General features: G+C 67.1%; 10 protein-coding genes. 5 read left to right on the forward strand and 5 right to left on the reverse strand.

Annotated features, from left to right (window positions below; genetic code table 11):
* Positions 1 to 60 precede the first annotated feature (60 nt).
* Complete coding sequence (locus tag JNK12_12980; protein ID MBL8776847.1) at positions 61 to 1,095, reverse strand: helix-turn-helix transcriptional regulator; 1,035 nt, start codon at positions 1,093 to 1,095, stop codon at positions 61 to 63.
* A gap of 165 nt (positions 1,096 to 1,260) precedes the next feature.
* Here JNK12_12980 and JNK12_12985 point away from each other — a divergent pair, with 165 nt between their 5' ends.
* The 5 genes from JNK12_12985 to JNK12_13005 all read left to right on the forward strand — a co-directional run bounded on the left by JNK12_12985 (position 1,261) and on the right by JNK12_13005 (position 5,788).
* Positions 1,261 to 1,725 carry a cupin domain-containing protein gene (locus JNK12_12985; GenBank protein ID MBL8776848.1) on the forward strand — a complete coding sequence of 155 codons (465 nt, stop codon included), beginning with the start codon at positions 1,261 to 1,263 and terminating at the stop codon, positions 1,723 to 1,725.
* A 285-nt stretch (positions 1,726 to 2,010) separates the two neighbouring features.
* The gene (locus JNK12_12990) at positions 2,011 to 3,111 is read left to right on the forward strand and encodes a ferredoxin--NADP reductase (protein ID MBL8776849.1); all 1,101 of its coding nucleotides are present in this window, start codon (positions 2,011 to 2,013) and stop codon (positions 3,109 to 3,111) included.
* 22 nt (positions 3,112 to 3,133) lie between these two features.
* The gene (locus tag JNK12_12995; protein MBL8776850.1) at positions 3,134 to 3,568 is read left to right on the forward strand and encodes a nuclear transport factor 2 family protein; all 435 of its coding nucleotides are present in this window, start codon (positions 3,134 to 3,136) and stop codon (positions 3,566 to 3,568) included.
* Between the two features lie 112 nt (positions 3,569 to 3,680).
* On the forward strand, positions 3,681 to 4,811 hold the full coding sequence (locus tag JNK12_13000) for an acyl-CoA dehydrogenase family protein (protein MBL8776851.1): 1,131 nt from the start codon (positions 3,681 to 3,683) through the stop codon (positions 4,809 to 4,811).
* Positions 4,808 to 5,788, forward strand: coding sequence for a hypothetical protein (locus JNK12_13005; GenBank protein ID MBL8776852.1), 981 nt, complete (start codon positions 4,808 to 4,810; stop codon positions 5,786 to 5,788). The genes JNK12_13000 and JNK12_13005 overlap by 4 nt, the downstream gene beginning before the upstream one ends.
* 163 nt (positions 5,789 to 5,951) lie before the next feature.
* Here JNK12_13005 and JNK12_13010 read toward each other — a convergent pair whose 3' ends face one another.
* From JNK12_13010 to JNK12_13025, 4 genes are read right to left on the reverse strand one after another with little or no spacing between them, the layout of a single operon-like run.
* Positions 5,952 to 8,966, reverse strand: coding sequence for a type I restriction endonuclease subunit R (locus JNK12_13010; protein ID MBL8776853.1), 3,015 nt, complete (start codon positions 8,964 to 8,966; stop codon positions 5,952 to 5,954).
* On the reverse strand, positions 8,963 to 10,192 hold the full coding sequence (locus JNK12_13015; GenBank protein MBL8776854.1) for a restriction endonuclease subunit S: 1,230 nt from the start codon (positions 10,190 to 10,192) through the stop codon (positions 8,963 to 8,965). Before JNK12_13015 ends, JNK12_13010 begins: the two co-directional genes overlap by 4 nt.
* Entirely contained in the window at positions 10,189 to 10,995 is an 807-nt protein-coding gene (locus JNK12_13020; GenBank protein MBL8776855.1) for a hypothetical protein, read from the reverse strand. Before JNK12_13020 ends, JNK12_13015 begins: the two co-directional genes overlap by 4 nt.
* Entirely contained in the window at positions 10,995 to 12,554 is a 1,560-nt protein-coding gene (locus JNK12_13025; protein ID MBL8776856.1) for a type I restriction-modification system subunit M, read from the reverse strand. The genes JNK12_13020 and JNK12_13025 overlap by 1 nt, the downstream gene beginning before the upstream one ends.
* Positions 12,555 to 12,580 lie beyond the last annotated feature (26 nt).

Raw genomic sequence — 12,580 nt, forward strand, 5'->3', positions numbered from 1 at the left:
GGGCCGGGCACCGGGACCACGGGTGCCACGCGCCGAGGTGGAGTCGCCGCCGGCCGCCGCTCAGGTGAGGTTGCCGACGAGCTCGCGCCGGCTGCGCACGCCGACCTTGGCGAACACCGACTTCAGGTGGTCCTGCACGGTGTTGGGCGAGATGAACAGGCGGGCGGCGATGTCGTCTGTCGATCGACCGTCGAGCACCTCGAGCGCGACGTCCTGCTCGCGGGGCGACAGCCCGTAGGCGGCGAGCAGCAGCCGGCGCATCTCGCCGGGGGTGGCGGTCTCGATTGTCACCGCCACCCGGTCGTCCTCGTCAGCGCCGGCGAAGGCCAGCGGCGACGCCCGCAGCACCACCCAGCCGCCGCGGTCGTCCCGGAGCCGGACGTGCGCGTCGGGCGCGCCGTGCATGGCCGCCGAGGCCACGGTGCGCAGGGCCACCGAGACGCCCTGGGTCTCACCGAGGGCGTCCGCCCAGTCCTGCGCCGCCGCGGTGGCCGCCTGCACGCGGCCCCGGCCGTCGACGAGGATCACCGCCGGCGGCCGGGCCTCGTCCGAGCGTTCGCCGGGGCGCCGCAGCGCGGCTCGGGTGGCGGTGGCGATCACCGAGGAGGTCTCGGCGAGGAAGCGGATCTCGCGGTCCTCGAAGTCGTCGCTGCCCGGGGACCGCAGCAGGCCGGCGACGCCCCAGCAGACGCCGTCGGTGGTGAACGCCACGCGTGCCTCGTGGGCCAGGCCGAGCGGTCGGTACACCTCGTGCAGGCGCTGGCTCGCCGCCACCTGGCGATGGGGCAGGTCCGACAGGCGGGCCGCGGGGACGGGACCCCGGGCCAGGCTGGCGAACGAGTTCCCGTCGTTGCCGTGGTACTCGAGCTCGACGAACCGGGCCTCCTGCTCGGGGGACGGGGTGAAGGCGACGGTGAGCGACCCGGTGAGCATCATCGTCTCCGGGTCGACCGTCGCCCAGCAGGTGGCGTCGGACGGGACGACCCGGGACACAATGTCGATCGCCGCGGCGTGGACCTCGTCGACGGGGAGGCCCGCCTCGACGAGGGCGCCGAGGTCCCGGGTCGCCGCGTCGGCGCGCAGCTCGCTCCACATGCGCCCCATTGTCGTCGCCGCCGGCGAGCGGCGACATCCCAGGTTCCTGGGATTCGGGTCGTTGCGGGAACCCTCGGTGCCCGGGATGTTCACCGCCGGCGGCGATTCGTACGGTCCGGGAGACGACCACCGTGGCCGTCGAACGACCACCCCGAGGAGCACGACATGGCCCACCACATCCGACACACCGACCCCGGCGAAGGCGCCCGCCTGAACACCATCGACAGCGTCGCCACCGTGAAGGTCACCGCCGACGACACCGACGGTGAGTACGAGCTGTTCGAGATCGACGCCCCGATGGGCAGCGGCATCCCGCCCCACCGCCACGACTGGCCCGAGGCCTACTACGTGCTGTCCGGCGCCCTCGCCGTGCAGGTGGGCGCCCGACAGATCGAGCTCGCGCCCGGCGGCACGGTGACGGTGCCGCCGAACGCGGCCCACACGTTCACCGTCAGCGCGCCGGGCACGACCTTCCTGGCGTTCAGCCTGACCGCCGCGAGCGGCCACCTGTTCGCCGACCTCGACCGGACCGTCCCCACGGACCGCCCCATGGAGGAGATCATCCCCCTGGTGATGGAGGTGGCGGCCCGCAACGGCGTCGAGTTCGTCGGGGCGCCGCAGCCCGCCTGACCGTTCCCCCCTCCCCCTCCGACCCGGTGTCGGCCTCGCGGCCGGCAACGGGTCGGAGCGCGCCGGCGTCGGGGCGCCGGCCCCGTCGACCATCGACTTGGGGCCGTGCGACTCGGGCTTCCGGGAGTGCCGCACGGTCACCGTCCCGCTCGACCCTCGGACCCCGGGGGCGCCACCATCGACGTGGCGATCACCCGCATCCCCGCCGCGAACCAGCATCGGGCCAACTCCCAGTTGGCGAGAATGATGATCCGTACTGTGGAGAATCCGATTATCATCGGGCCGATGGCTGTCCGGGACCACGGGTTCCACGCCCTGCGCCTCGCCCGGGTGGTCGCCGAGACCGCCGACGCCGCCACGTTCGTGCTCGACGTCCCCGCCGACCTGGCCGACGCCTTCGCCTACCGGGCGGGGCAGTTCTGCACGTTCCGGGTGCCGGTGGACGATACGCCGCTGCTGCGGTGCTACTCGATGTCGTCGGCGCCGGGCGTCGACGCCGAGCTCGCCGTGACCGTCAAGCGGGTGCCGGGCGGGCGGGTGTCGAACTGGATGATCGACCGGCTCGCCGCCGGCGACGAGGTCGAGGTCACCCTGCCCGCCGGTGTGTTCTGCCTGACCGACGACGCCGACGACGCCGCGGCGGGGGAGCGCCCGCTCGTCGCCTTCGCCGGCGGCAGCGGCATCACCCCGGTGTTCTCGCTGATCAAGGTGGCGCTGGCCACCACGTCCCGGCAGGTGCGCCTGCTCTACGCCAACCGGGACGCCGGCTCGGTGATCTTCCGCTCGGCGCTGGACGAGCTGGCCGCCGCCCACCCCGACCGGCTCACCGTCGCCTTCCACCACGACGACGAGTCGGGCTACCTCGACGAGGCCGCCATCCGGGTTTTCGCCGCCGGCGCCCTCGACGGCGACCACTACGTCTGCGGCCCCACGCCGTTCATGGACCTGGTCGAGCGGGTGCTGCTGGCCGACGGCGTCGACGCCGACCGCTTCCACATCGAGCGCTTCACCCCGAGCGGCGACCCCGTCACCCCGAGCGCGAGCCCGAGCCCGAGCGCCGGCACCGACGACGAAGCCAGCGAAGGCAACGCCGACAACAAGAGCGCCGGCATCACCGTCACCATCGAGCTCGACGGCCGCACCGAGACCACCGCCCACCACCCCGGCACGACGCTGCTCCAGACCGCCCGCCAGGTGGGGCTGTCGGCGCCGTCGTCGTGCGAGGCGGGCAGCTGCGCCACCTGCATGGGGCGGCTGGTCGAGGGGGCGGTCGAGATGTTCGTGAACAACGCCCTGACCGACGACGAGGTGGCCGAGGGGTGGGTGCTCACCTGCCAGTCGGTGCCCACCACGCCCACCGTCCACGTCGTCTACGGCTTCGAGTAGCCCCGACCGAGGAGGACCCGACGTGCCCGCCCCCATCGAGGACGTCATCGAGATCGAGCAGCTCCTGGCCCGCTACGCCGTGGCCATGACCAAGGACGACGTCGAGGCGGTGGTCGAGGTCTTCACCCCCGACGGCACCTACTCGGCCTTCGGCGACACCTACGCCCTGGCCGACTTCCCCACGCTGGTGGCGGCGGCGCCCAAGGGCCTGTTCATGACGGGGACGCCGGCGCTCGAGCTCGACGGCGACGCCGGCCGGGGCGAGCAGCCCCTGTGCTTCGTCGACCAGACGAACCACGCCATGCGCATCGGCTGGTACACCGACACCTACCGGCGGACGGACCAGGGCTGGCGCCTCGCCACCCGGTCCATGACCTTCCTGCGCCGCAGCGGCGAGCGGGACTCGGGCCGCGCCCACGACCCAACCCGCCCCCAACCGTCCAGCGAGGGCGAGTGATGCGCGGCGCCGAGCCGTTCTCGAGGCAATACCGCGCGCAGAGCGCGCGCCATTGCCTCGACGTCGGGGTCTGGCCGCGCCGTCCCGCTCGGGTGGCACGAGGTGGGCAGTCATGAACCTGGACGAGTTCCGGGTCGAGCTCGACGCCTGGCTCGACGAGCACGACGCCGAGCTACGGGCCGAGCACGAGGGCGTCGGCACCCTCGAGCAGCAGATGGCCCACCTGTCCCAGGTGAAGCGCCTCGCCTACGACGCCGGCTGGATGCGCTGGGGCTGGCCCGAGCGGGTGGGCGGGCTGGGCGGGTCGCCGCTGCTGCGGGGCTACCTGGGCGAGGCCCTGACCACCCGGGACCTCGTCGAGCCGGGCATCTACTCGATGACCGAGGTGCTGGCGCCGACGATGATCGACTACGCCCGCCCCGACCTGGCCGCCGAGATGGTGCCGCGGCTGCTGCGGGGGGACGAGACGTGGTGCCAGGGCTTCTCCGAGCCGGGGACGGGCAGCAACCTGGGGTCGCTGATGTGCCGGGCCGTCGAGGTCGACGGCGCCTGGCGGGTGAACGGCCAGAAGGTGTGGACGTCGCTGGCCCAGTTCGCCCAGCGGTGCGTGCTGCTGACCCGCACGGGCACGCCGGAGTCCGCCCACCGGGGCATCACCGCGATGTTCGTGGACATGGACACGCCCGGCATCACCGTGCGCCCGCTGCGGACGATGCACGGCGTCGAGGAGTTCTCCGAGGTCTTCTTCGACGACGTGGTCGTCCCCCTCGACCGCACCCTCGGCGACGTCGGCCAGGGCTGGGCGGTGGCCATGGACCTGCTGCCCTACGAGCGCAGTACCGCCCTCTGGCACCGGGGCGCCTACCTGCACCGCCGCCTCAGCCAGCTCATCGAGCAGGCCCCCGAGGGCGCCCTCGACCCTGCCGCCGTCGGCGAGGTCTTCTGCCAGCTGTTCGCCTTCCGGTCCCGCTCGCTCGCCACCCAGCACCGCCTCGACGCCGGCGAGACCCTCGGCGCCGAGACCTCGATCGACAAGGTGCTGCTCGCCACCGTCGAGCAGGCCGTGTTCGACCTCGCCCTCGACGCCATCCCCGACGAGCTCGTCCTCGGCGACACCGGCACGGGCCCCCGTTGGCGCTCCGAGTTCCTGTACTCGCGGGCGGCGACGATCTACGGCGGCAGCGCCGAGATCCAGCGCAACATCATCGCGAGGCGCCTGCTCGACCTGGGGGCCGACCGATGACCGGCGACCGCATCGAAGGCGAGGACCTCGAGCTGTTCGAGCGCAGCCTGGCCCACGCCGCCGAGTCGGCGACCGGCCCGGAGCTCGACGCCGCCCTCGACGACCTCGGCTGGCTCGACGCCCTCGCGCTCGACCCCCAGGCCGCCATCGCCACGCTCTTCGCCGTCCAGGGCGCCACCAACTCGACCTCGTCGGCCCTCGACGCCGTCCTGGCCTCCTCGATCTTCACCCACGAGTGGGTCACCAGCGTCGCCAGGGCCCCGTCGGTGATCCTCCCCGGGCTCGGCACCGGCGCCGACGCCGTACCGGGGACGTTCGACGGTGAGCGGGTCGAGGTCGCCGGCCTCGCCACCGCCGCCATCCAGCGCTCGACGCTGGCCCTGGTGGCGACGGGCCCCGGCGCCGTCGCCACGGTGCGGGTCGCCGACCTCACCGTCGAGCCCATCGCCGGCATGGATCCCGCCCTGGGCCTGTCCCGCGTGTCCGGCACCGTCGTGCCGGCGGCGGCGCCGGTGGACGCCGACTGGGAGGCCGCCGTCGCCCTCGGCCGCATGGCCCTGAGCGCCGAGATGATCGGCGCCTGCCGCACGATGCTCGAGCTGGCCCGCACCCACGCCCTCGAGCGCCTCCAGTTCGGCGTGCCCATCAGCTCGTTCCAGGCCGTCCGCCACCGCCTCGCCGAGGCCCTGGTCGCCATCGAGGCCGCCGCCGCCAGCTGCGACGGCGCCTGGGCCGACGCCACCCCCTTCACCGCCATGGTCGCCAAGGCCACCGCCGGCCGCACCACCCGCACCGTGGCCCGCCACTGCCAACAAGTCCTCGCCGGCGTCGGTTTCACCGCCGAACACGACTTCCACCACCACCTGAAGCGGGCACTCGTCCGCGATCAACAGCTCGCTGGCGCTCCGGTCCTTGCCCACGCGATCGGAGCGGTACTTCTTGTTGTTGGGGAGTCGCAGGGTCTACAGCCGTTGTGAGCAGGCGGCGATCGATACCGCCTTCTCGACCGATCGACTTGCGACCGAACTGCGATACTCGGACTCGGGCGGACTCGTGTCAGCCTCGACGGTTCAGCGTGAAGTGGCCGTGGGCTCCAGGAGGTCGACGGCCGCATGCCCGGAAGGAGATGTTCCGTCGCTATCAGCTGAGCCCGAAAAATCGGTCGAAGAACTCGCTGAGCCTGCCGAGAACGGTCTGCTTCTTGGCAGCGTGCCCGCTGCTCGACCCGAACCGGGAGACCGGCGGAATGACCTTTGTGATCGCGGTTCCGCTCGGCTGAACGGCACCGTCGCGGAAGGCTGCGTCGATGAACGAGCGGGTGGCTTCGGGATCGAGATCCTCCTCGGCGATGATGCGGTCGAGCTCCTCCGTTCGCTTCGCGGCGACGAAGGTGGCCCAGGCTCCGTCGACGTCGGCGCTGGCCGAGAGCGAATCCACGAACTCTTCGATGAGGTCCTTCTTGTTGCGCAGCGAGGGGCTCGAGGACACGGCTCGGTCAATGGCGGCACGGATCTCCTTGGCGTCGCCGTCGCCCTTCACAGCGCGGTACTGCTCGACGAGCATCAGGATGTAGTCGACGTTGATCTCGACCTGCTTGATCAGCTCGATCTCGAAGACGACCTCTTCGTGGATCGGCTCCTTGTCGGCGTCGCTCTGGCCGCGGAAGTCCTGGTACAAGTTGAGGTAGACGCTCTGGTAGTCCTGCATCGCACGCAATGTGAGGACCTCGTTGCCGGCGAAGTCGTCGAAGGAGCAGAGGATGTTCCGGAGGCGCAGGATCGCACCGAATAGCGTGATGAACGCCTTCTGCGCAGTCTCTCCCACGATCGGTTGGCCGAGCGGGAAGTCGGTCTGCAGCTCCGTGACACGCTCGGCGTACTCGTCGTAGTACTCGGCATACGGCTTGAGGAGCACGATCCCTCGTGCGTCCTTGTTGCCGAACAGGGCGATGGCGTCGTTGGTCGCCTCTTCGAGGTCGCGGAAGCTGACGATGTTGCCGAAGGTCTTGACCGAATTAAGGATCCGGTTTGTCCGTGAATACGCCTGGATCATCCCGTGGGACCTGAGGTTTTTGTCGACCCACAGCGTGTTTAGCGTCGTGGCGTCGAAACCGGTGAGGAACATGTTGACCACAATCACGAGGTCGATCTCGCGGTTCTTCAGCCGCAGCGACAGGTCCTTGTAGTAGTTCTGGAACTTGTCGGCGGTCGTGTCAAAGCTGGTCCCGAAGATGTCGTTGTAGTCCTGGATGGCGTGCTCCAGGAACTCCCGCGCGTCGAAGCCGAGGGCGTCGGTCTCGAACTCCTCCTCGGGCAGTAGATCGTCAGGCTCGGCCTCGTTGGGGGTGTAGCTGTAGATCAACCCGACCTTGAGCTGCTGGTCCGACGGCAGGTCCTTCTGCTGGAGGTAGAAGTTGCTGTAGTAGCGCCGGGCGGCCTCGATCGATGCCGTGGCGAGCAACGAGTTGAAGCCACGGACGCGCTTGCCTTGGAGGCTGTAGTGGGAGGCCCGCTTCGTCTTCTGGTCAAAGTGCTCACGGATGTAGGCGACGATCTGCTCGATGCGCTTGGGTGCGAGCAGCGCGTTCTCCTTGTCGATAGCGCTTACCTGCTTGTCCGCGATCGACTCGGGCATTTTGACGGTGTTCACGTAGTCGATCCGGAACGGAAGCACGTTCTTGTCGGTGATGGCGTCGACGATGGTGTAAGTGTGCAGCTTGTCGCCGAACGCCTGCTCTGTCGTGCGCAACTGCGGATTGCCGCCGGCGCCAGCGTTGGCGGCGAAGATCGGCGTCCCCGTGAAGCCGAAGAGGTGGTACCGGCGAAACGCCTTGGTGATCGCGGTGTGCATGTCGCCGAACTGTGAGCGGTGGCACTCGTCGAAGACGATTACGACGTGGCCGTCGTAGATCTCGTGGCCCTTGTTGGCGGCGATGAAGGTGCTGAGCTTCTGGATCGTGGTGATGATGATCCGTGCCGCCGGGTCCTCAAGCTGCTGCTTGAGGACCCGAGTCGACGTGTTTGAGTTGGCGGCCCCCTTCTGGAAGCGGTCGTACTCCTGCATCGTCTGGTAGTCGAGGTCCTTGCGGTCCACGACGAAAAGCACTTTGTCGATCGTCGGCATCGCACTGGCGAGTTGCGCCGTTTTGAAGCTCGTGAGGGTCTTGCCAGAGCCAGTCGTGTGCCACACGTACCCGCCGCCCGCGACCGTGCCCCACTTCTTGTAGTTGGACGAGACCTGCACGCGACCCAGGATCTGTTCGGTCGCGACGATCTGGTATGGACGCATCACGAGCAGCGTGTGATCGGCGGTCAGCACGCAGTAGCGGGTGAGGATGTTCAGCAGCGTGTGCTTGGCGAAGAAGGTCTTGGCGAAGCCCCGAAGATCCTCGATCGGCTTGTTGGTCGCGTCTGCCCACCAGCTCGTGAAGGCGAAGCTGTTCGAGGTCCTGCGAGCCCGCTTCCCACCTGACCGCTCGGTGATGTGCTGCGCCCGGACCGTGTTGCTGTAGTACTTCGTGAGCGTGCCGTTGGTGATGACGAACAGCTGTACGTACTCGAACAGCCCGGACCCGGCCCAGAAGCTGTCTCGCTGGTAACGCTTGATCTGGTTGAACGCCTCTCGGATGTCGACACCCCGGCGCTTGATCTCGATGTGAACCATCGGGAGGCCGTTGACGAGGACGGTCACGTCGTACCGATTGGCGTAGGTGCCGGTGACCTCGTACTGGTTGATCACCTGGAGACGGTTGTTGTGGACGCTGGCTTTGTCGATCAGCGAGACGTTCTTCGTCGTTCCGTCATCTCGCTGGAGGAGCTGAACGTGGTCCTCTTGGAGCCGGGTCGTCTTCTCGACGGGGCCGTCCTTGGCGCTGGCGATGCGCTCGGAGAAGAACCGCTCCCACTCGGCCTCGGAGAACTCGATCCCGTTCAGCGCCTCGAGTTGGGTTCGAAGGTTGGCGATCAGCCCTTCCTCGCTCGTGAGCGGGAGGTACTCGTAGGCCTGCTCCTGGAGGAGGTCGAGGAAGGCGCTCTCGAGGTCGGCCTCGGACTGGTACCCGCTCTCGTGTGTCGCGTCGGCGACGAACTCAGCGACGACGGTGCTCTGCGAGCTGACGGCGATCGGCTCGTAGCGCGGAACCGATCCGTCGCTCACGTGGCCTCCTCGAATGTGAGGAGCCGATCCCGGTAGTACTCGTACTGCGTCCGCCGGGCGACGATCTCAGCAGGTAGGCCGACGGATAGGTCGTTCACGAGTGCGTCGAACGTGTCGAGGACTTGGGCGATGCGCGCCTGCTCCGCGAGCGGCGGCAAGGCGATCGGGTACTTCTTCACGATCCCCATGTTGAGGTCGGAACGATTGCCCTGGCCCCTAGATCGGAGGTCTTCATAGTGCTGCACGAGCCAGTAGTACACGTATCGGTAGTGGGCCGCGTCCGGTTCGATTTCAAGAGCGCAGCAGTGCTGGTTCGTCGTGAGGGGGATTCTGTTCACGGCTACCCGGCCCCGGGTCACACCGGCTCCCGAGATCGCCACGATCACACTGTTCGGAGAAACCCAGCGGGCTGCGGAGTTGTCGAGCCCGGCCTTAGTGATCTTCACCTCGGTGTCGACGATGTCAGCGTAACGAACCTCCTGGGTTCGCAGCCAGGGGATGTCGCCCCCGTAGAAGTCGGCGCGAGTGGAGAGAGGCGTACCCCCAGCGGAAACGAGCCGACAGATGTCAGCCAGCGTGACCCACTCGATCCCACTCTCGAACGTCAGCAGTGCCTTGCGGTAGTGCGCGTACTGGCGTCGTCGCGCCTGCAGCTCCGCCTGCAGCTCCGCCTGCAGCTCCGCCTGCAGCGACTCGAATGAGTCTAGGACTCGAACGACCTCCTCCTGAACCTCAAGCGGAGGTACTGGGATGCGGATCCTCTCGAGACCCGTGCGCGAGATTCGACGGACCTTGGCGCCGGTGACATGTCGCCGCTTCTGAGTTTGGAACTGCTCGGACTGAAAGAAGTACGAGACGTACCTGGGGTCGAGCGAGTGGCGGTAAATTACCGCATCGGTGCCGACTGCGACCTCATCATCACCGAGCCACGCGACTGCCTTTCCAACAGACTCGTCGTCCTCGCTGGTCGTTGCGATGACGACATTACCGGTCTTCGCCCGACGACTACGTGCGGCCTGCTCAGGCGTCACGAACGACTTCGTTTCCGTTGCCGACGTTCCGTAGTGGGTATGGATCTGGCCATAGTGGATGCAGCCGACGCCCTCGTCGACGAAGTCAGACTTCTGGATCCCGCTCCCACGTTCGAACTCACCCAGGTCACCGAGCGCGCGGAACTCGACGCCGTTCGGGCAGCGCTCACGGAGCAGATCTTCTATCCGACTCACGGCGTCCGATCGGCGATCGGGGACTGCTCGTCGCCTTCCCAACCCAGCGTCGCAATTGCAGCAGCGAACTCGCTGCGGTTTCGAACGTTGCTCACAACCCCGAGAATGAGCCTGCGGCACGGATCGTACTTCTCAAGAGCTTCGGCTTCGTCGGCATCGCCATGTATGACATTACTGAGTTCCGCGAACAAGGTGTAGCCATTCTCGGCGAATTCGGTTGGAATGATCCGCGCTTGGCCATCGACCTCTTGAAGGAGCAGTCTGAAGTTCTTCCGCCTACCGTTCGGGTGTGTCGTCGCGATTCCAGCGGCCACGGCAGCCTCCATGGTGAGAGATTCGAAGATCTTCCTCAGGTAGATCATGGCGCCGGCGCCAAGGCGATCATCGAAAGCAATCTGCGCCCTTTCGAACAGGTCGTCGATCTGTTCGATGCGCAGTCCTTGCGCTCCCGCTAGATCCCGGCGATTCTCAGTGAATCGCTGCAAGTACACCTCGGGCGCCGGGGAGTACAGGTCATCGCCACAACCAATTAGGAACCACGCTTCGGCCCCCGACCCGCAGCCGGAACAACGAAGCGCCACATCGATGCTCAGCACCTGTTCCCCGGCCACAAGACACGAGAGCTTTTCGCCAGAAACGAAGCTCCTCGTGTCTCCACACGCCAGACAGAAGTGGTTCCTGACAACCCTGCCGGCCGTTATCAACCGCTGTGCGCCCCACGAGACCTTCCGAGAACCAAGGAAGTTTTCGACCTGAGTCCTCGACGTATCTGGGGCTCTGTTCAAGACCTCCGACAGCCGCACTACGACGAGCCTTCAAGGTCTTCGACGATCTGATCGATAGCGGTCCGGAGCTCCTGCTCACGAGCAACAATACGGACGATCTCGGCGTTCAACACCACGATGTCAACCGGCTCGCGAGTATCTCGCTCCTCGACATAGGAGGAGACCGACAGGTTGTAGTCGTTTTCAGCGATCACCGAGTTGTTAACCAAGCAAGCGAAGTGGTCTGCGTCGCCTCTCTCGATGAAGGCCTCGAGGATGGTGTCCTGGTTCTCCGGTGTGAGCTTGTTCTTGTTGCCACCCCGGACGAACTGGGTCGACGCGTCGATGAAGAGCGTTTTGTTGTCGGCCTTGGACTTCTTCAGCACGATGACGCAGGTTGCGATGGTTGTGCCGAAGAAGAGGTCTGGCGGCAGCTGGATCACGGTGTCGACGTAGTTGTTGTCGATTAGGTACTTGCGGATCTTCTGCTCGGCCCCGCTGCGGTAAAGCACGCCGGGGAACTCGACGATCGCCGCCGTTCCGTTCACCGCGAGCCAGCTGAGCATGTGCATCGTGAAGGCGAGGTCAGCCTTGCTCTTCGGCGCGAGAACACCGGCGGGGGCGTAGCGCGGGTCGTTGATCAGGAGCGGGTTGGCGTCGCCCTCCCATCGAATCGAGTACGGGGGGTTCGACACGATCGCCTCGAACGGTTCGTCGTCCATGTGGGCCGGATCGGTCAGTACATCGCCGTGGGCGATGTCGAACTTCTCGAAGTTGATGTCGTGTAGGAACATGTTGATCCGGCACAGGTTGTAGGTCGTGAGGTTGATCTCCTGACCGAAGAAGCCCTGGTGCACGTTGTCCTTGCCGAGCACCTTGGCGAACTTGAGCAGGAGCGAGCCGGACCCGCAGGCGGGGTCGTAGACCTTGTTCACCTCGGTCTTGCCCACGACGGTGATCCGGGCGAGCAGCTCGGACACTTCCTGTGGCGTGAAGAACTCGCCGCCCGACTTGCCGGCACCCGAAGCGTACATCGTCATCAGGTACTCGTAGGCGTCGCCGAACGCGTCGATCGAGTTGTCGGCATAGGAGCCGAGCCCGAGGTCTCCGACCGCGTCGAGCAGCTTCACGAGCTTCTCGTTGCGCTTGGCAACAGTCGGGCCGAGCTTGGAGCTGTTGAGGTCGAGGTCGTCGAACAGGCCCTTGAGGTCGTGTTCGCTGGGCGTGCCGAGGGCCGAACCTTCGATGTGGTTGAACACCTGCTCGAGGGTCTCGTTGAGGTTCTCGTCGTTCCGAGCTCGCTTGCGGACGTTGACGAACAGCTCGGTCGGCGGGATGTAGAAGCCCTTCTCGGCGACGGTGTCCGCTCGGCCAGACTCGGCGGCCTCATCGTCGAGGTCGGTGTAGGCGAAGTCCGGGGCGCCCGACCTGTGCTCGTGCTCGTCGATGTACGCGGTTAGGTTCTCGGAGATATATCGGTAGAAGAGCATCCCGAGCACGTACTGCTTGAAGTCCCAGCCGTCGACGCTGCCGCGGAGGTCGTTGGCGATCCGCCAGATCGTCTTGTGCAGGTCGGCTCGCTGCGCTTCCTTCGTCATCACCGCGCTTCCCGATGGTCGTTGAG

This window comes from Acidimicrobiales bacterium, assembly GCA_016794585.1.
Classification (GTDB): Bacteria; Actinomycetota; Acidimicrobiia; order Acidimicrobiales; family DATDAH01; genus JAEUJM01.